The sequence below is a fragment of the Paenibacillus sp. VCA1 genome, assembly GCF_031583795.1.
Taxonomy (GTDB): Bacteria; Bacillota; Bacilli; order Paenibacillales; family Paenibacillaceae; genus Paenibacillus_AQ; species Paenibacillus_AQ albilobatus.
This window is the reverse complement of the sequence record NZ_JAVLSX010000016.1, coordinates 1-18,497: the sequence shown is the minus strand read 5'-3', so window position 1 is coordinate 18,497 and position 18,497 is coordinate 1. Positions and strand designations below refer to the sequence as shown.

The window sequence follows — 18,497 nt, the reverse complement described above, 5'->3', positions numbered from 1 at the left end:
AAAGCTTAACCGATAACGCCTTTGGACAAAATCAGGTTGCCGTAAAGCGCCTTTTCTCCCGTGGCCACCACGGCATAGGCTTTTTTCGCCCGTTCGTAAAATTCGAAACGTTCGAGTTCCGCAAATTCGATGCCTTGTTCGGACCGGTTCACCAAATCGCGGTATACGTCCCACACGGGGGTTTGTACCGGATCGCCCGGAGTCACCTGCATCAGCATGACCGGGTGGGTTAAATAACGGTTCAGAGGAAAAAGCTCAAGCGTTGCCGCAAGCAGCTCCGGAATCCCGTGCCCGTCGGCACGGATCAGCCGGTTGGCCGTCGATACGGCGGGAAAATTCGCGTCCGCAAACACAATTTCGTCCCGTGCCCCATTTCGCACAAAATTTTCAGCAGCTCCGGCGACAACAGGGGGGAAATCCCTTTCAGCATGATAAAGCCTCCTTTGCGTCTTTCACATCGCATTCCCCTATTATTACGACGCCGATCGGGACAATCCTTCCTGTTAAAAGAATATTCGCCATCGCCTGTGCAGGCTGTAAGATATCGGATACGGGGACTGAAAGCATTTCCGAATCCCCACGGATCATCCCGGCGCTTGAGCCGATACGCTTCAGCTTCCCCTTCTCCAACAAACGAAGGAGCTGCCTCAGGTAAAGTACCTTCAGGACAGCTCCGCCAATCTCCCGTTTACCATTTGATATCCGCCACGACCGGATAATGGTCCGACGGCATCTTGCCCTGATGGTGATCCGCAACCGCTCCGTAGGTCAGGACTTGAACCTTACCTGCAACGAAAATGAAATCGATCGGGCTTTCGAATTCGATCCCATGGTTGTTCTGCGGCTCCAGAAATGCAGGGAACGTCCGCGCGGCCACTTCCCTGGAATCGAAACCCTGGAACGTGAACGCGGGTCCAAAATGGCGGTAAGCCGCCTCCCTGCTTGCATCCCGCAGCAATGCCGCCCCCGTCTCTCCTTGACCGGTGAGGACGCGGTAAGGCACCGAATCGGCTGTCACGTTAAAATCTCCCGTCAATACGGCCGGGCGATCGATCGCCAACTCCTTGATCCGCTCCAAGATCAAATGGGCGCTTTGTTCGACGGCAACCTTGCCGATATGATCAAAATGCGTATTAAAATGCAAAAACGTCTTGCCCGTGTAAAGATCCTGAAACTCGCCCCATGTCACGATCCTTCTGCAAGCGGCATCCCAGCCAAGCGAACCCGGCTCTTCCGGATGCTCCGACAGCCAGAAAGTGTTCTGGCGCATCGGCTTGAGCCTTTGTGTGCGATAAAAAATGCACGAAAACTCGCCGTCTTTATCCCCGTCTTCCCTGCCTACGCCGATCCAGCCGTATTCGGGCAAAAGCGCTTGCAAGTCTTCGAGCTGACTGTACAGCACTTCCTGCATGCCCACCAGGTCCGGCCGGTGGAAACGGATGATTCCCGCCACCAGCTCCTTGCGGCTGTTCCAGACGTTGTCGCCTTCCTTGTCATACGCGTTTTTGATGTTATAGGACATGCATCGCAGGTCAAGTTCCAGGTTCGCTTTCTCTGCAGACATTTCCCTCACTCCCATCGGTGTCGTTTATAATCCAATCCTTCCCATCATAGAGACATTAACTTTTGACGTCAACCAATCGAAAACGTTCGCACACGAGCGGAATGTCGTCCGAAAACTCCCTGCCTAACCGGTTTAGCTCTTTGGTAAAAAACGTTTCGTGAACCTCCCGCCAATACCGGTAAGTCCGATCCCCCTCGCCTTCCGCGACGGCAAACTCCTCCGGTACTTCATTCATCGGTACGACGGTTACTTCAACCGTTTGAATGATGGCGACGGGTTCGTCCCTGCCGTCCAAAATGATGCTGTAATCGCCGACGGAAGGCAGCGGCTCCTGCTCGGCCTCATAGCTGAAAAGCGCGGAACAGGTTGCGGTTTTCACGCCTTCTATGACCAGCCGTGCCAGCTGATCCGGATCGGCTCCGAAAGGCCAGGCGCTTACCGATGCCGGTTTTTCCCGGCCCTGCCTCTCCCAATATTCGTTCCAATACGTCTGCGCTGCTTGATTCATACGCTATCGCCTCCCATGGTATGTAAAACCTTCGATTCATATCATATCATGTTCCAGTAAAGTTCAGCGCCAAAAAAACGGCGGCCGCAAATCCGGACCGCCGTCGATTTTCGTTTACTTATGACGCCAATGTCAAACGTTAGATTCCTGCTCCTGCAGCATGCCGATCAATTTCCGCAAGGCGGCTCCCCGATGGCTGATCGCCTGCTTTTCCTCCACGGAAAGCTCTGCCATCGTTTTTTCATACTCCGGCAGGTAAAAAAGCGGGTCGTATCCGAAACCCCCGCATCCGGCGGGCTCGTCCGTGATCCAGCCGTCGACTTCCCCGCTTGCCTCCATGTGTGACCCGGTTGCCGGATCGTACAGGACAAGCGTGCAAACGAAACGCGCCGTGCTGAGAAGCGGCTGCTGCGTGTCGTCGCCCATTTTTTTCTCCTCCAACAAACGCAGCAGCTTGTCGTTGTTTTCCTGATCCGACGCATGCTCTCCGGCAAAACGCGCCGAATAGACGCCGGGGCGCCCATCCAGCTCGTCCACGCACAAACCGGAATCATCCGCGAGCACCGGCAAGCCGAGCGCATCGCCGACCGTTTTCGCTTTTTTCAGCGCGTTTTCGGCAAAGGTCTCGCCGTCTTCGACGACCTCCGGCAGCTGCGGATAATCAAACATGCTTTTGACTTGCTTGCCGAGCTGGGCGAAAGCATGCTCAAACTCCTTCACCTTTCCCTGGTTTCGGGTGGCGACGATAATCAGGTTTTGATCCAGCAGCATGCCCTTAAACCCCTCTTCCCGTTTGGCCCGAGCCAATCATGAGGGCGATCGGTCCAAGCGCTTCCTTTTGCTTCTCGATGAGCCGGGCAATGCCCTGCTCCCCAAGCTCCAGCAGCTGGTTCAGCTCCTGGCGGGAGAACGGGCTTTCCTCGCCGGTCCCCTGCAGCTCGACAAAAGAGCCGCCGCCGGTCATCACCAGATTCATGTCCACTTTGGCCGTCGAGTCTTCTTCATAGTTCAAATCCAGCATCGGTTCGTCATTGACGACGCCGACGCTGACCGATGCCAAATAATCCGTGATCGGAAACGCGGGCAGCTTGTGTTGTTCCGCTATTTTGCTGATGGCGATCGCAAGCGCGACAAAAGAGCCGGTGATGGAAGTCGTGCGGGTGCCGCCGTCGGCTTGGATCACGTCGCAGTCGAGCGTAATGGTCCGCTCGCCCAATGCGCGAAGATCAACGACGGAGCGAAGCGCCCTGCCGATCAGCCGCTGGATTTCCATCGTTCGGCCGGTGAGCTTGCCGCGCGCGCTCTCCCGCTGGTTGCGGGACTGCGTCGCCCGCGGAAGCATCGAATATTCCGCCGTTACCCAACCTTTGCCTTGTCCCTTCAAAAACGGCGGAACTTTTTCTTCCACCGTCGCCGTGCATAGTACTTTCGTATCTCCCATTTCAATGAACACGGAGCCTTCCGCATATTTGTTCACGTTTACTGACAATTTCATCGGCCTCAGCTGGTCGCTGCCGCGTCCGTTAGATCTCATCTTTTCTGCCTCCTACATTTACGCATCCTGTAAATATGGATGGGGCAGGATTTTGTCCCGGTTCAGCCCCATCCATATATAGCAAGTTTTATTTTATCAAAGTGTCGGCGCAAAAGCACCCCGCAAAGGCAATTACAGCGGAATCTCATTGATGTATTCGGGTTTGGACACCGGCTTGCTGTAATCGCGGTTGTCGGTGATGCCCGTAATGCTGGTCTGCCCGTTCATGTCGATTTTGACCATGGCGTTGTTGGTATTTTCCGATACGGTCAGAACGACGGATTGAAGCAGTTCATCCGGAATCGGGTCGTTTTTTTCGAACATGTCGTCCTTCAGCGACACGGTCACCGTGCCGTCCTTTTCGGTTTTGACCGACTCGACGGACGTGCCGTCCGTCATGACCATTTCAAGGCCGTCATTTTGCTGCGGACCGGCGATCAGCTCCGAAAGCGCCGCGTTCACCTTGTTCTGTCCGGGCTGCACGAGCCGCGTGACGGGAACGTAATACGAATAGGCCCCGTCAGGCGTCACCGTCGAAAAATAAACCGTGACCGGAGTTGAATTCGTCAAGCTGGCGCCGCCGGATTTCTCCAGATTAATGCCCAGGCTGCGCGTGAGCGGCTGGTTCAGCGGCGTCCCGTTTTGCGGCATTTCCGTCAGGCGCTGGCCGTCGACCCAAAGCTCGACTTTCTGCACGCCAGGGAACCCGGTGGCCGTCCAGACGACCGCCTCCAATATTTTGCGCTCATCCTGAGGATTATATTGGTTAAACGCGCCGTTAAATTCAACGACCGCTTTCTTTTGTTCCTGGTCCATCGTCACCTGCACTTCGGTCCCTTTCGGCAGCACGCCTGCAAAACCTTTAGGCACATATTTGGAATACGCGCCTCCCGATACAAGCGCCGAAAGCGCCTGCTTCAGGCCGTCCTGGTCTTTCGCCTCGGGGATGCCGAGAGACACGGGGGCGAGCAGCCCTTTGTCGTTGGCCAGGTATACCGTCGTTTTAGGACCGGTTTGCTCCCCGCCGCTATTCGTTGAGACCGGGCCGTTCATCATATTCAGCATCTGCTGCTCGATGTCTGCCGGGGGTTTGTCGATATCCATGGAAGATTGCGAACCGAAAAGGCTGCAGCCGGACAGCAATACGGGCACGGCCAACAATCCGGCAGCCGAAATGTTTCGAATTTTTTTCGCCTTCGTCATATTCATGGTTCCTCCTAATCATTTTGTACAGTTTGTACTACCATGTATACGAGCCCCTGCCGCAAAAAATAACAGCCGGTCCAAATTAAATCGCCTCGCAAAGCGCGGCCTGCTTTTTGATGTCATTCAAACCTTTTGCAGGGGCCAAAAATAAAGAAAACAGAGGAATAACGAACACATAATTGGTTAAAACTGGACAAACTGTAGGAAGGAACTTAAAATCTTACTATGACGACGAGCATATAGCGGGGGGATAAAATGAACGATCCGAAAAACGAAAAAATACCGTACAGCCTGAACAGCCGGAAGGTCGCGAGCGCGACCCGAGAATGGCTGCATAAAAGGGGCGTCAAGCTGGAAGAAATCGCCGAGCTCGTCATGTTCCTGCAGAACAAATATTATCCGGATCTGACGATGCAGGAATGCTTGGACAACGTGGAAAAGGTGCTCGCCAAACGCGAGGTGCAAAACGCGGTGCTGACCGGCATCCAGCTGGACGTGCTCGCCGAAGAAGGCAAGCTGATTTCGCCGCTGCAGGAAATGCTGGTCAATGACGAAGGATTGTACGGGGTGGATGAAATTTTGGCTTTCTCCATCGTCAACGTATACGGCAGCATCGGCTTCACCAATTACGGGTACATCGACAAGCTGAAACCCGGCATACTTGAACGGTTGAACGATAAAAGCACCGGCGAGACCAACACGTTTCTCGATGATATCGTCGGCGCGATCGCCGCAGCGGCGAGCAGCCGGATCGCGCACCGGAAGCAGGCCGAACGCGAGCATCAGCACGAAGGAACCGAACCGGAGCTTCCCGAGGATTAATTCAACACCGGTACTGCCGGAGCATAACGACAAGAGCCGTCCCGAAAGGTCATAAATTCGGGGCGGCTCTTTCATTTCGAAGCGCATCAGGACACGGGCCGGAAACGCGTCACGCCGTCTTCGACCGGCGACGTTTCGATCCGCCCTCTGCGCTCAAGCTCTCTGGCATGCGCGAGCGTCTCGCACATGGCAAAACGCATCTGGTGGATGCCGAGTTTTGTCCCAAACAGTGACACGCATAGCTCAAATCCCGTCGCCGGGGATTCTTCAAGCAGCCGCTCGACTTTCGCCAGCCTCTCTTCATGATGCAGCAGGAGCGCATCAAGCCGCTCACCGAAATGCTGAAACGGGTTGCGGTGCCCGGGGTAGGCCGTGCTTACCTCCAAGTTTTTCAGCTTCATTAGCCCCTGCAAAAACGATTGAAGCGGCTCCGGATCGCTGCCCGGCATCAGGCTGACGTTCGGGGATATTTGCGGCAGCACCGCATCCCCGCAAAGGATGGCGCCGCTCTTCGGATCGTAAAAAGACAGATGTCCCGGCGCATGCCCCGCCGTTTCGATCGGCAGCCACCGAAGGCCGCCCATCGCAAACGATTGGCCACCGGGGATGAACGTTACCTCCGGCATCGGGGCAACCTGCGGGAAAAAGCTTTTCATATGGTCTTCGAGCTGGCAAGTCCACTCCTCCGGCATGCCGTGGAGGCGAAACAGCGCCGGCAAATCGCGATTCATGGTGGAACCGGGGCCCCACATCAGCTGAGCTTCCCGATAAGAGCGCTCCGACATCCATACGCGGCAGCCGGACTGCTGCTGCAGCCATCCCGAACAGCCCAAATGATCGGGATGATGATGCGTCAGCACGATCTGCCGGATATCGCCCGGCCGTATGGCCAACCCGGCAAACGCCTTTTGCCATTCCTCCTCGTTCCCTGGCGTCCTCGGCCCCGGGTCGACGATCGTCAGCCCTTCCGGCCCCTGCAATATGTAGCTGTTTACCCAGCGGAGCGGGAAGGACATCGTTATTTTCACTTGAATGATTCCGTTAAAATGGTCCGTAATTTCCGGCATGTTCACTTTTGATTGAACCTCTTTTCACGCTTGCTTGGAGCTATGCGGACGATGCCCGACGAATATCATCCGTTCGGACTTTTGCTCCTCATAACCTTCGTCCTCGTCGTATCCGCCATGGACCTCGTCCACGGCCAGCCCGGCATCCGCGAGCATTTGCCTCATCTGCTCCAGCGTATACAGCTTTACACGTTCGTGATACTGGCGTTTAACGCCATCCCCTTCCAGGGGAGCAATCGTAATGTCTTTGATGACGAAATCCCGCTCGATTTTGCGATTTTCCACGATCCGCTGCCCTTCCGCCTCGCGCTTCGATTCCGGCACCAGATGGGCGCGAACGTGCGGGGAATTCATAAAATCGATGATAAAACGGCCCCCGGGCTCCAGCATCCGGTAAATTTCCCGCAGCACTTTCAGCTGCTCCCCGTCCTCGCGGAAATAACCGAAGGAAGTAAACAGATTAAGCACCGCGTCAAAGCCGCCGTCAAGCGGAAGGTTGCGCATATCGGCCTGATGCCACTCGACGCGCCGGCCTTCATCGGATTTCCTGGCTTCGCGGAGCAGCACGTCCGACAGGTCGACGCCGCTCACGCGGTAGCCGCTGTCTGCCAAAGCTAGCGCATGGCGGCCGGTTCCACAGCATAAATCCAGCACCCGGGCGCCTTGAGGCAGGTCAAGCCAGGAGATCATTTTTTTGACCTCCCGGGCCGCGCCATCCGCATCCCGGTGTTTATAAACGAGCAGGTAGTCTTCCCCGAAACTTTTTTCATACCAATCCTTGATCATCACGGCCTCCTGAGACGATAGCGATTTATGTATTACTTAACCGCGGTTGATCCTATTGTACCCAGGCGGCCGGATCTTCAAAAAATATCATGTTTCCCCGTATTCTTGAACCAGAATGGAATAAAGATGCGAGTCGACGTACCCTCCTTTGTTGGAAAGAAGATGCTCGCGCAAATGCCCCTCCTTACGCATGCCCAGCTTCTGCATCACGCGTTCGGAGCCCCCGTTTTCCGGCCGGCAGGTCGCGTAAATCCGGTGAAGCCCCAGCTGCCCGAAGCCCAGCTCAAGCATCGCCCGAGCACTTTCGCAAGCGTAACCTTGTCCCCAGAAGCCAGGGTGGAAGCAGTAACCGATCTCCCCGTTGGAGCCTTCCATATGAAGTCCGACGCCTCCGATCAGCTCTCCGGTCTCTTTCAGCGTCACTGCGAACTCAAATCCCGTTCTTGGCACCCGGCTTTGCATCGCAAGCATGGACGCGATATGCGCTTTGGTTTCTTGGAGCGTATTCGGCCCCCACAGCATATGCCGCGTCACGTTCGGATCGGAGGCATACCGGTGCACGCTTTCCCAATCGTCCTCGCCATATTCGCGGATGATCAGCCTTTCCGTTTCCAAAATCATTTCAGGTCCACCTCAGCCTTCTGCGTATCGTTGTTTTCAGCTTAATGCATCTTCCCGATCTTGCCAAGGCGAAAACTGCTTGTTCTGCTGGCCGTTCAGGCGTAACATTGGGCGAAAAAAAAACGTTATATATAAATATCGATGAAAATGCGGAGGGATTTGTATTCTAACGAAAAGATGCTGGCTGCTCCTGCTTCTTTGCGTGTTTCTATTGGGCGGATGCGCCGATCGTAACACGATGAACGGGCCGCTTTACGATGGGAAGCCCTTAACCATCGGCGTCATCGGGGAGCCGCCTGAAGTGAGGGAAACGAACATATCTTTCGTAGCTTTAAGACTGGAGGAACTGGCAAAAAATCCGGAGAAGCTGTCATCGCGGTTCGACGCTGTCTTTATTACGAAGGAATATTTTCGCGAAGCCTCGCAGCCGGAATATAAAAAAGCGTTCAAAGAGGCGAACATCCCGTATATCTTCATCAAACTGGATAAATTGATCGTTGCATATACCGTAGAGGAATTAACCTACGATGACGTTCCGGATGCTTTTAATCACCAATTTGCCTTCGGCATTTATCATCCGCCTGGCGGGGAAGAAACTCATTGGGGATTCGGATTGTACAATGACACCGAAAACGAAACCAACGTCAAAACCACGTACTCCACCATATTCCGGACGATCGAGTCCAAAAGCATTAATGAATAATACTCCCTATACAAAAGGGTTCTCCGAAAAGCAAGTCATCTTGCAGCAGAGTGGACGGCTTTTTACAAAAAAGCAGATTTCGCCGAAGCAGCGGAAAGACGAACGACCCGCGGCCAAGCGCCAGCGGTCGCCTTTGCGATTTAGATTTCATCCACGGAACATCATTCAGGAAATCCAAAAACAACAGCGATGCGAGCCACGTTCGTTCCCGAAGCCTTTCGAAATACCAACCGAACTCCTAAACAAAACAGGGACCGTCTTTTGGGACGGCCCCTCTTTGCCATGAAAAAAAGTACTGGTTCTTATTATATGCTTATCCCTGCGTGCCGGCCGTTTCCAGCTTCTGCTTGCGCAGGCTCGACATTTTTCTGCCCCAGGTTAAAGACAACACGAGGCTCAGAATCAAAATGACGGCGCCGAAGGAATACGGCAGATTCATATGAACGTCAAACAGGATGCCCGCAAGCGCAGGACCGAAAATATTGCCAAGGCTCATATAGGCGTTGTTCATCCCCATAACGAAACCCTGCTCATCGGGCCCGGCCATCTTGGACAGGGCGGTGTTGATCGCCGGTCTCATGATGGACGTAAACGTGAAGAAGATCAGGATCAGCAGCATGTTGTACCAGAAGTTGCCCGAAAGCAGCATCAGTACCATCATGATGGCCGAGATCAGGAAGGAAACGTTGATCAGCTTGTTTTCGCCGAAACGAAGCAGCAGCTTGTTGATCACCGCGCCTTGGATGACGACGCCGACGAGCGATCCGACCGTGATGATCACAGAAATTTCCTTCGTGGTATAGGCATACTTGTTATCGACATAGAGGCTGAAGACCGCCTCAAAATTGACGAGACCGAAGGTCAGCGTAAATACGAGAATCAAATAGATAAAATACGGCGCCTTCACGGAAGCGACCAGCTGTTTCAAGATGCTTTCGCGTTTTTGTTCCGACGCTTTGGCTGCCTGACGGCGTTCTGCCGACAGTGTTTCTTTCAGCATGAAAAAAGACAGGACGGTGGCAATCGCTGCAACGAGAGCCGAGATGTAAAACGGCGCGCGCAGTCCGAGATCCGCCAAAAAACCGCCGATCCCCGGCCCGATCACGAAACCGAGCGACATGGCCGCGCCAAGCAGCCCCAAACCTTTGCCGCGCGTTTCCTCCGTCGTGCTGTCCGCGACGTAAGCCATCATGGCCGGAATCATCATCGCGGCGCCGATGCCGCCCAAGAAGCGGGAAGCGTACAGCATCCACATGACGTTTGCGACGGCGAACAAAAATTGGGATAGCGTAAACAGCCCCAGCCCCAAAACGATCATCAGCTTGCGGCCGTATTTATCCGCCCATTCGCCGGCCAGCGGCGAAAACAGAAATTGCGTAAGCCCCGAGGCGGCAATCAAATATCCCGCGGCCGTTCCCCCGGCGTGAAAATCCTCCAGCAGTTTGGGCAAAATCGGAATGACCAGCCCGATGCCCAGCATGGCAATAAACATATTAATCATCAGTACGTACAACGACCTGTTAATTTTTGAACCGGCTGACATGAAGTATAGTTCTCCTTTTCCTATTGACGGATTTTCTTTCTAATCCTCATTCCAAATAACGTTTGATGCCCGGCAGCGCGGCCAAACGGCCGGCAAGCTCCGTTAACGGCTGAACCTGAAGCAGGTTATGCAGCATCCCCTGTACGATAATGCGCCGCGGCGAGGCGCTTTTCAGCTCATGGTCGAGCATCAGGATCGAATTCCGGATATCCTGCTCCTTTTTCCCGGATTCCCCCAGCGCGTCGGCTTTGCGGTACATCCGGCAAATCAGGTTCTCCACATCGTCCGTTTCGGGCTCCGGCATTTCGCATCGTAAATATTCGGGATAGTTATGCTCGCCAAGAATCGGTTTTGCGCCATCGTCCCCCATCAGCCCTTCCGCCATATATCCCAGCAGCCTTAATATATAGCGGGAAAGCTCGGTAATATCGATCGCCACGTTTTCCAAAATGATCAGCACGCTGTATTGCTCCAGCATCGCAAACATCGAAAAGACCATTTCCACCGCATACGGCTCGATCTTCGGCCCGTACACCTTTTTGAACATCTGCTCGAAATGCCGGATCATCCGCGCCCGCATGGCGCCCGACGCTTTCACGATGTCTTCGGTGTAGGCATTCGGGTTTTCGGTGATCAGCATCCGGATCAAGTCGCGGTTCGCCAAAGATTCGCGAAGCTGCAGCTCGATCTGGCGTCTCAGATTATCCTGGGAATCGTCCCCGTGATCCATGCTGGCCTGAAGCTTGACGTAGAGCCTGTCGTTAATCATATGGAAAATGGACAGCAGCAGCTGGTCCTTCGATTTGTAGTGCTGATACAGCGTCGCTTTGGACATGCCGCAACCCTCGGCGATATCCTGCATGGTCGAACCGTTAAACCCCTTGCGGGCGAAAATATGGATGGCAGTATCCATAATCTCCCGTTTACGGTCAATGGACATGGCTTCCTTCACTTCCTCTTGGAAAATCGCTACCCTCAAAAAACTATACGGTTTTGCAACTAAACGATATAGTTTTATCAGATTTTAACCGCAGCATCCCCACACGTCAAGAGATAATTTTCTTTTTCGACAAAAATGCTTCCGCGCCCGTTTTATGGCATAACTTGACGGAAAATAATGCGGTTTCGGCTTCATCTTCCGACACACGTTTTGATAGCCAAATGGTATATTGAAACTGCACTTATAAATAAGTGTTAACAAATGGAGGGATTAAACAATGGAAAATTTCGAAAATGAATTGCTGCTGTCCGACGAAGAGGTAGAATCTCAAATCGACGACATCGAGGAAGACGACGAGGAAGAAGAAGAATCCGACATCGAAATCGAGTCCGACGGCGATGAGGATGATTCCGAGGAAGATTCCGAAGAAGAATCGGAAGAAGATTCGGAGGAAGACGAAGACCAGTAACGCAAAACCAATCCCTTCAACTAGAATGACAGACTCATAAAACCGGCCTGTTCAGTCATGAACAGGTTTTTTTCATGATCTAAGTATCGATGCATCCGCTGCCTTTATCGCAGTAAAAACTGTGGCGCTAACCGCGGTCTGTTCTCCATAAAATTACGCCCATGGCCGTTTTTCTTATGAGCAAAAAAGCGCCCGCCCCGGATGGAACAAGCGCTATATTGCGGCTTCCGAACTTATTTGCTGAGCGTTTCGGTCAATACCGGCACGATTTGCGATTTGCGGGACACGACGCCTTTCAGCACGGCCGTGTTGTTTTCCAGCTTCACGTTGTATGCCGTCTCGACGGCGGAAGCGGCTTTGCCGAGCGCCAGGGCCACGGAATCGTTGTTCAGGATGTCGGTAACGACAAAAACGAACAGATCGAGGCCTTTTTGGTCGATGATGCCGTTCAGGGCGTTTTCCAGCTCTGCCTGGCGGCCCAACACATCGTTCGTATCCACGACGTTCACCTGAGCGATCTCCACCTTGCGGCTGCCCATTTGGAATTCTTTCGCATCGAGGGAGATGAGTTCGGCAATCGTTTTGCTGCTCATGTCCGCTCCGGCTTTCAGCATGTCAAGGCCGTATTCCTCCAGCTTCACGCCGGCAATGTCGGCAAGCTCGCGGGCTGCGGCCACGTCTTCGTCCGTGCAGGTCGGCGATTTAAGCAGCAGCGTGTCCGACACGATCGCCGATACCATCAGGCCGGCGATTTCCTTAGGAATCGCGACGTTTTTTTCCTTGAACAGCTTGTTCAGGATGGTCGCGGTGCAGCCGACCGGCTCCGCGCGGTAATACAGCGGATGGCTTGTCTCGAAATTCGCGATGCGGTGATGGTCGATAACCTCCGTCACGCGCACCTGATCGATGTCGTCGGCGCTTTGTTGGCGTTCGTTATGGTCGACGAGGATGACTTCGCTCGCCTCGCCCGCAACCTTTTCCACAAGGCGTGGAGCTTCAACCTTAAACGTATCCAAAGCGTACTGGGTTTCGCCGTTCACGTTGCCCAGGCGCACGGCTTCCGTGTCGAATCCGAGCTGGTTTTTCAAATAGGAATAAACAATCGCTGACGTAATCGTGTCCGTATCCGGATTTTTATGTCCGAAAATCAAAGTTTTGGCCATGGGTTTCATTGCTCCTTATGGATGTAATAAAGTGCAGACATTCCAGAAATGCCTTGCTTCTTACATTCGATTATAGCGGTAATCAATTAATATTCCAATTCCTTTACAGAGATTAATTTCAAACAGGTAAAATCAGGCTTCGGGAACCGTCTTTCTCGGAATTCCGCTTAGAGGCATCCCTTCTTTGTAATAAAGCGAATGCTGCAGCAGAACAAAGAAGATGTGCACGCGGTCAAAGCCTTGACGTTTCAAATGTCCGTCGATCATTTTGGCGATGGCGTCATGCTTTTCCTGCTCTCTCGGGAACATATAAATTTCAACCGACTGCGGGCTGTTTGTGATTTTTTCCACATGCAAAAGCTCGATTTTAACGATTTCCTGCGGAATGTTGGCGATGGCTGCCATTTCTTCCACGATGGCCGGCGCGACCGCCTCCACCACGTTTTTTTCGAACCCGGTAAATCTGACAAAAGGCACTGCATTTCCCTTCTTTCCTGAAGTTGGTGTTTTCGTGTATTCGGCACTATATACCGTAACACAAAAACACCGGAAGAGTCACCTCCTTGCGGGGGACCCCTCCGTTCATTCCTTTATTCCATAATTTTGGACGGGTTGGCCACCACGTCGATTTTTTCCTGCACACGTTTTTGGTCGCCGAGAAAACGGCGGTGCAGCGGCTTCAGATCGTCATCGAGCTCATACAGGATCGGCACGGCGGTCGGTATGTTCAAATCGACGATATCTTCGTCGCTGATATTTTCCAGCACTTTCATGAGCGCCCGCAGGCTGTTGCCGTGGGCTACGACCAGCACGTGCTCGCCGGCTTTGATGTGCGGGACGATTTCGGCCTCCCAATACGGCACAACCCTGGCGATCGTATCCTTGAGGCTTTCTCCAAGCGGAATCTCCTGTTCGGTCAAGAGGCCGTATCGGCGGTCGTTTTTGGGATACCGCTCGTCTTCCGCCGTGATCGGGAGCGGGGGCACGTCATAACTTCTGCGCCACAGCTTTACCTGCTCCTCTCCGTATTTTTCGGCCGTTTCCTGTTTGTTCAGCCCCTGGAGCGCGCCGTAGTGCCTCTCGTTAAGCTTCCAGCTTTTACGGACTGGAACCCAGAGAAGATCGTTCTCCGCGAGAATATAATCCAGTGTTTTGATGGCTCTTTTAAGAACGGACGTAAACGCAATATCGATTTCGTACGGGAGCGATTTGAGCACTTTCCCGGCTTTGATCGCTTCATGGACGCCTTTTTCCGTCAAATCGACATCCGTCCAGCCCGTAAAGCGGTTTTCCTGATTCCATACGCTCTCTCCATGTCTGACAAGCACAACCTTGTACATCCTGAAACATGCCTCCCTTACTGCAGCGGCTTTGGCGCTGCCTGGCCCGTCTTAGGACCTATTTCTTTTTTTAACCGTTATTCCGTTCTTTGATTCATGCGGGCGACATAATTGTCCGAGGCGAGAAAATGGATTTTGCGCGCCTTTTCATCGTATTCGAAAACGAGAATCGTCCCGTGGTTGCCCGAGTCCGGATTGCTGTCGATCACGGCGAAACGGTTGCCGCCCAAGGATACGATCTGCTCTCCCGGCACGTTCGTTTTGATATTCATCTCGTTGGGAAAGCTTGGGGTAACGATGCCATGGTTGTAAGTGTCTATGCTCCCCGTCAAATGGGATGTGTCCGTCTGCGGCCTGATGATCATAATGACCAGGCAGATGACCACGATCATCATGATGCCGCTTAATACCAGCATAAATACGTTGTTTTTTTGCTCCAATCGGCTTCTTCCTTCCTATCCAAAATCCGCATGTTTACCAAAAATCCGTATATCCTCTTATATGGCGCATGTTGCTCCACCCGCTTACCTACTGTAAAATTGAATGGAGATTACATATCGTAAGGAGGAAAATGACATGAGAGACGCTTACTTATTCGGACTGATGCTAAAAAACCGCAATACGGTGATCAGCAAGGTTGAAAATCTCCCGGCAGACAAACGCATCGTCGTTCCGCAAGGTTTCAACAACAATATTCATTGGCAGGTCGGGCATTTGCTGACCGTAACGAGTGCCATTTTGTTCCGCTTTTCCGGAAGAGACTCCGTCGTTCCCGACGATTACCAGGCTTTTTTCGGCAACGGCACGAAACCGGCCGACTGGAACGGAGAGCCTCCGGCTTGGGATACGCTGATCCAAGGGCTGACCGAGCAATGCAAGCTGATCGAGGACACCTTCACGGGCAAGCTCGGGGAGCCGCTGGCGATCAAAGACAATTTTGCCAAGGCCGAAACCGTCGGGGAAGCGTTCGCCGTGAACCTCGGACACGAAAATTACCATCTTGGCATGATCAACGCCATGCTCAGAGTGCTGGGATAAGGATGACGCACATGTCGGCTGACTCGCCGTGGCAACGTCTAACACCTGGTGTGGCGCGATACATGAGAGGTTCCCGCGACATGTCTAAGCAGCTGTCGTGGCGAGAACCGCAAAAGGCGCCGTTTTCTGCAAATTCGAGCCGGGCACGTCAAAGCTTCGCGTCCTGATTTATAAAAGACTAAAATACCCTCGCTTTCCAAAAAGCGGGGTATTTTTGGTATCCATATTATTACATAGCGCGCCAATATAGTAAACTATTATCCCTTTATTTTCCTGTTTTCTTTTCATCTCACTTTAGAGCGCCTTCGCCCAAAAGATGGTAAACTATTCTTGATCGGCGCATGATCGAATGTGCGTTAAAGGAGTGAACCGAAATGATAGTGGAGATGACTTTTTTTATTCTGATCGGCATTGTGATCCTCGGGTTCGGCGTGCTGATGATGCGTAAGCCTTCATTCGGATGGAGGGCGAACGAGGGATGGAAAGTCGAAGGCGATTCGGAGCCAAGCGATGCCTATCTGGTTACCGCGCAAATCCGCGGGCTCGTGATGATCGTCTTGGGTGCATTTCTGGTTTTGATGGGGATTTTGAAAATTGCACTGGCATAAAATGCCGGTTTACCGTTTTCCGCTAAAGCAAAAAACCTTCTCGCCATGCCCTCCCTATAATAAGGAAGACACAGTTCAGAAGGCTAAAGCATTTGAGGGCTCGATCAGATCTTTAGTTCCCCGAGCTTGATCAGCTCGACGACGGCCTGAGAACGGCCTTTCACATTGAGTTTTTGTTCGAGAAGCATTTTCAAGCACGCAACAAAAGACAAGAAATAAAATATAAGTTTTTCACGGTGATCTCACCACCATTTGAGACGTATATCCTTTTCACGACGCGCATAATAATCATCGCGGTTTTTCGATATCATCATTATACGACATTATATCCGTCAGTTCCCTGAACGACTTCTTTACATCCTGGATCAAGCGTTGCAAATCCAATTGAATCATTTCCTGGATAAATCGCCCCAATTCTCACCCTTTCTACTCATTACGTCTGCTGGCGTTCTTCTCTTTTCTATCATGAATGCATAAAAGAGACACCCTTTTGGGTGCCTCTTAACTTATAAAAATTATTGCTCAAGGATAAAAAGAAAAATTGAACTTATACTGCTCTATTGCTGCAAACTTATTCGCATTGATTCTTAAATAAACTGTAGCACCATCAGGTACGTAGAGATTCCTCATATTAGACTGTTTAGAATTGTTGCCCACGATCGTGGGTTCTGCATACAACATTGTAGTCTCCCGTCCGTCAGTGTATTGAACTATTGATGAAATTTGCAATGAATTCTGAGGCCCTAAATTCAATACACCGGTAGTAACTAATTGGGCAACTCCTGTATTATTGGTCCATTTGTACCAATCTTCATCTTGTGCGCTGTCAATATACAAGCTGTACTCCTGCATATTCATAAGAGTAATAGCATTGTTCCGAGTATCCCCGAGTCCAGACACATATGGCGTGATGGTACCTGAAGGTTGTGCCGTAGCAGGTTCAGCCGAATCAGCAAAAGCAGATGGCGAGATAGCTAAAAGGCTTGATGATATAAGAAGAATAGAGAGCATTTTTTTCAATTTCATTAGTAACTCCGCCTTTCTCGACTTTTTGTTAGGATCGGCCGATTCCTAACTCAATTCTATCATTTTACTTATTATTACAAAATAGTACTTTTGATTCTATATTTCCCACATAAAGGAATATTGTTTTGTAGTTTGAAGTTGGTTGATGTCATTTATTATCTCTTGGTGTCGATAACAGGTTAGTAACTCAAGGCTGTACCCCTTTGTTTACTTACCTGATAAGCTACCTGATCCGATTCGTGTTCCTCACCCTTTCCCCAAAATAAAAAAGCCGCTGTATCTTCAGCGACTCTTCTTTGTCTTTGTCTCAAGCTCATATAAAGTCCAATTTTCTACGGGGTTGTCTTTTTCCAGCCTTCCGGGTTTTATGCAATGATGTTGGATTAAATAATCAGCAGAGTACCCTCTGCCTCTCAAGTAAGCGGCGCATTTATGTCTCATTTCCTGAAGTCCATTCTTACGGTTATCTTTAACTGGCTCGAAAATAACCTCTGTATCGCTTTCGAGCTCAATTAGCCTTCCAGAATAGAACCCACTCTCTTGGTCACCTTCTGTCACAAGGATATGGGGTAATTTATAGCGTCGATCCATAATTTGCTTACCTCCAGAATATTGGTTTGTAAGAACATTATAGCAACTATAAACCCGCATTCACGGAGGGATTCACAAAATGTTTATCCTACATCAAACCGCGAGGAGCAGCATGCAGGTACGCTATGATATAACCCGCGATGATCCCTGAGCTTCAAATTGGACTCGTTGCTTTGAACGATATTCCTGTCCAACTCGTACAGGAGCCATACGGCTTTGACGGGATTCTTGGGATTGATTTTATGATAAAAGCGAAATTCAAAGCGGATTTTGAAGCATTAGAAATTATGTTTAATTAAAACAAGACGTTTCAGCAAAGCAAAAAACCTTCTCGCCATGCCCTCCCTATAATAAGGAAGACACAGTTCAGAAGGCTAAAGCATTTGAGGGCTCGATCAGATCTTTAGTTCCCCGAGCTTGATCAGCTCGACGACGGCCTGAGAACGGCCTTTCACATTGAGTTTTTGCATAACGTTCGAGATATGGTTCCGCACCGTTTTCTCACTGATAAACAGTTGACCGGCGATGTCACGGGTCGTTTTATCCTGAACAAGCAGTTCGAACACTTCACGTTCACGGTGTGTCAATAAAAATTTGCTTTTATGATCGTTCCCCTTCAATGGTGTCACCCCTCCTTGCTCGGGTTTGTATGGTATAACAAGGTAAAGGGATACAGTCAACTCATACTATGTCAGGTTCGGGGCAATGGTGTCGTTGCGGCTTAAAAATGGGCTTAAATCAGCAAAATTCATTATCTGGCCCTGTGAACATAATTACGGCCGAATGATTCATCATTTTATCTTCAATAATCCTTATTTTCCTATAGAAAAAGCCGCTCATGTGAACTGCACCCCAATTGTTAGACACACTCTAACAGTTGGAGGTGCAGTTTTTTTATGACCAAATTTACGAAGGATAGGAAATTGGCGATAATTCAAGGGTATAACTCTGATCTTCTGTCGCTAACG

General features: G+C 51.4%; 23 protein-coding genes and 2 pseudogenes. 6 read left to right on the top strand and 19 right to left on the bottom strand.

Annotation, left to right across the window (positions count from 1 at the left end):
• Positions 1–5: 5 nt before the first annotated feature.
• The 6 genes and pseudogenes from fucU to RJP21_RS26895 all read right to left on the bottom strand — a co-directional run bounded on the left by fucU (position 6) and on the right by RJP21_RS26895 (position 4,809).
• Positions 6–430 (bottom strand): annotated as a pseudogene (gene fucU, locus RJP21_RS26920) (L-fucose mutarotase).
• Positions 431–688: 258 nt separating this feature from the next.
• Positions 689–1,564, bottom strand: coding sequence for an endonuclease/exonuclease/phosphatase family protein (locus tag RJP21_RS26915; protein WP_310862023.1), 876 nt, complete (start codon positions 1,562–1,564; stop codon positions 689–691).
• Positions 1,565–1,619: 55 nt separating this feature from the next.
• Entirely contained in the window at positions 1,620–2,072 is a 453-nt protein-coding gene (locus RJP21_RS26910; protein WP_310862022.1) for an ASCH domain-containing protein, read from the bottom strand.
• Positions 2,073–2,204: 132 nt separating this feature from the next.
• The gene (locus RJP21_RS26905; protein WP_310862021.1) at positions 2,205–2,843 is read right to left on the bottom strand and encodes an XTP/dITP diphosphatase; all 639 of its coding nucleotides are present in this window, start codon (positions 2,841–2,843) and stop codon (positions 2,205–2,207) included.
• Between the two features lie 4 nt (positions 2,844–2,847).
• Complete coding sequence (rph, locus tag RJP21_RS26900; protein ID WP_310862020.1) at positions 2,848–3,606, bottom strand: ribonuclease PH; 759 nt, start codon at positions 3,604–3,606, stop codon at positions 2,848–2,850.
• A 132-nt stretch (positions 3,607–3,738) separates the two neighbouring features.
• Positions 3,739–4,809 (bottom strand): GerMN domain-containing protein, encoded by a 1,071-nt coding sequence (locus RJP21_RS26895; RefSeq protein WP_310862019.1) that lies wholly within the window; start codon positions 4,807–4,809, stop codon positions 3,739–3,741.
• A 258-nt stretch (positions 4,810–5,067) separates the two neighbouring features.
• Between RJP21_RS26895 and RJP21_RS26890 the strand changes: the two genes are divergently transcribed.
• Positions 5,068–5,634, top strand: coding sequence for a phosphatidylglycerophosphatase A family protein (locus RJP21_RS26890; RefSeq protein ID WP_310862018.1), 567 nt, complete (start codon positions 5,068–5,070; stop codon positions 5,632–5,634).
• Between the two features lie 86 nt (positions 5,635–5,720).
• On the opposite strand, the gene RJP21_RS26885 is transcribed toward RJP21_RS26890, so the two are convergent.
• The 3 genes from RJP21_RS26885 to RJP21_RS26875 form a co-directional block, all read right to left on the bottom strand.
• Positions 5,721–6,707: an MBL fold metallo-hydrolase gene (locus tag RJP21_RS26885; protein ID WP_483874805.1), complete on the bottom strand. Its 987-nt coding sequence runs from the start codon at positions 6,705–6,707 to the stop codon at positions 5,721–5,723.
• A gap of 18 nt (positions 6,708–6,725) precedes the next feature.
• Complete coding sequence (locus RJP21_RS26880; RefSeq protein WP_397386291.1) at positions 6,726–7,487, bottom strand: class I SAM-dependent methyltransferase; 762 nt, start codon at positions 7,485–7,487, stop codon at positions 6,726–6,728.
• A gap of 87 nt (positions 7,488–7,574) precedes the next feature.
• Positions 7,575–8,108, bottom strand: coding sequence for a GNAT family N-acetyltransferase (locus RJP21_RS26875; protein ID WP_310862017.1), 534 nt, complete (start codon positions 8,106–8,108; stop codon positions 7,575–7,577).
• Positions 8,109–8,409: 301 nt separating this feature from the next.
• Here RJP21_RS26875 and RJP21_RS26870 point away from each other — a divergent pair, with 301 nt between their 5' ends.
• Positions 8,410–8,811, top strand: a complete 402-nt coding sequence (locus RJP21_RS26870; RefSeq protein WP_310862016.1) for a hypothetical protein — start codon at positions 8,410–8,412, stop codon at positions 8,809–8,811.
• A 313-nt stretch (positions 8,812–9,124) separates the two neighbouring features.
• Here the strand turns inward: RJP21_RS26870 and RJP21_RS26865 are convergent, their stop codons facing one another.
• Complete coding sequence (locus tag RJP21_RS26865; protein ID WP_310862015.1) at positions 9,125–10,354, bottom strand: MFS transporter; 1,230 nt, start codon at positions 10,352–10,354, stop codon at positions 9,125–9,127.
• Between the two features lie 46 nt (positions 10,355–10,400).
• Positions 10,401–11,294, bottom strand: coding sequence for a TetR/AcrR family transcriptional regulator (locus tag RJP21_RS26860; RefSeq protein WP_310862014.1), 894 nt, complete (start codon positions 11,292–11,294; stop codon positions 10,401–10,403).
• A gap of 277 nt (positions 11,295–11,571) precedes the next feature.
• On the opposite strand from RJP21_RS26860, the gene RJP21_RS26855 reads away from it, so the two are divergent.
• Entirely contained in the window at positions 11,572–11,763 is a 192-nt protein-coding gene (locus tag RJP21_RS26855) for a hypothetical protein (RefSeq protein WP_160045601.1), read from the top strand.
• 233 nt (positions 11,764–11,996) lie between these two features.
• Here RJP21_RS26855 and RJP21_RS26850 read toward each other — a convergent pair whose 3' ends face one another.
• From RJP21_RS26850 to RJP21_RS26835, 4 genes are all read right to left on the bottom strand, one after another.
• Positions 11,997–12,926 (bottom strand): manganese-dependent inorganic pyrophosphatase, encoded by a 930-nt coding sequence (locus tag RJP21_RS26850; RefSeq protein ID WP_160045600.1) that lies wholly within the window; start codon positions 12,924–12,926, stop codon positions 11,997–11,999.
• A gap of 132 nt (positions 12,927–13,058) precedes the next feature.
• The gene (locus RJP21_RS26845) at positions 13,059–13,403 is read right to left on the bottom strand and encodes a DUF1904 family protein (protein ID WP_160045599.1); all 345 of its coding nucleotides are present in this window, start codon (positions 13,401–13,403) and stop codon (positions 13,059–13,061) included.
• 113 nt (positions 13,404–13,516) lie between these two features.
• Positions 13,517–14,266 carry a 2,3-diphosphoglycerate-dependent phosphoglycerate mutase gene (gene gpmA / locus RJP21_RS26840; RefSeq protein ID WP_310862013.1) on the bottom strand — a complete coding sequence of 250 codons (750 nt, stop codon included), beginning with the start codon at positions 14,264–14,266 and terminating at the stop codon, positions 13,517–13,519.
• A gap of 77 nt (positions 14,267–14,343) precedes the next feature.
• The gene (locus tag RJP21_RS26835; RefSeq protein WP_160045597.1) at positions 14,344–14,706 is read right to left on the bottom strand and encodes a hypothetical protein; all 363 of its coding nucleotides are present in this window, start codon (positions 14,704–14,706) and stop codon (positions 14,344–14,346) included.
• 136 nt (positions 14,707–14,842) lie between these two features.
• Here RJP21_RS26835 and RJP21_RS26830 point away from each other — a divergent pair, with 136 nt between their 5' ends.
• Together RJP21_RS26830 and RJP21_RS26825 are read left to right on the top strand one after the other, a co-directional pair.
• Positions 14,843–15,304 (top strand): DinB family protein, encoded by a 462-nt coding sequence (locus tag RJP21_RS26830; RefSeq protein ID WP_310862012.1) that lies wholly within the window; start codon positions 14,843–14,845, stop codon positions 15,302–15,304.
• 374 nt (positions 15,305–15,678) lie between these two features.
• Positions 15,679–15,912 (top strand): DUF6199 family natural product biosynthesis protein, encoded by a 234-nt coding sequence (locus RJP21_RS26825; RefSeq protein WP_310862011.1) that lies wholly within the window; start codon positions 15,679–15,681, stop codon positions 15,910–15,912.
• Positions 15,913–16,016: 104 nt separating this feature from the next.
• Here the strand turns inward: RJP21_RS26825 and RJP21_RS26820 are convergent.
• From RJP21_RS26820 to RJP21_RS26810, 3 genes and pseudogenes are all read right to left on the bottom strand, one after another.
• A pseudogene (locus RJP21_RS26820) lies at positions 16,017–16,088 on the bottom strand (helix-turn-helix domain-containing protein); the annotation flags it as partial.
• A gap of 346 nt (positions 16,089–16,434) precedes the next feature.
• Entirely contained in the window at positions 16,435–16,938 is a 504-nt protein-coding gene (locus RJP21_RS26815) for a hypothetical protein (protein WP_310862010.1), read from the bottom strand.
• A gap of 282 nt (positions 16,939–17,220) precedes the next feature.
• A complete protein-coding gene (locus tag RJP21_RS26810) occupies positions 17,221–17,529 on the bottom strand; it encodes a hypothetical protein (RefSeq protein WP_310862009.1) in 309 nt (102 codons plus the stop codon).
• 140 nt (positions 17,530–17,669) lie between these two features.
• Here RJP21_RS26810 and RJP21_RS26805 point away from each other — a divergent pair, with 140 nt between their 5' ends.
• Positions 17,670–17,828 carry a hypothetical protein gene (locus RJP21_RS26805; protein ID WP_310862008.1) on the top strand — a complete coding sequence of 53 codons (159 nt, stop codon included), beginning with the start codon at positions 17,670–17,672 and terminating at the stop codon, positions 17,826–17,828.
• 96 nt (positions 17,829–17,924) lie between these two features.
• Here the strand turns inward: RJP21_RS26805 and RJP21_RS26800 are convergent, their stop codons facing one another.
• A complete protein-coding gene (locus RJP21_RS26800) occupies positions 17,925–18,149 on the bottom strand; it encodes a helix-turn-helix domain-containing protein (RefSeq protein ID WP_036649309.1) in 225 nt (74 codons plus the stop codon).
• Positions 18,150–18,497: the final 348 nt, after the last annotated feature.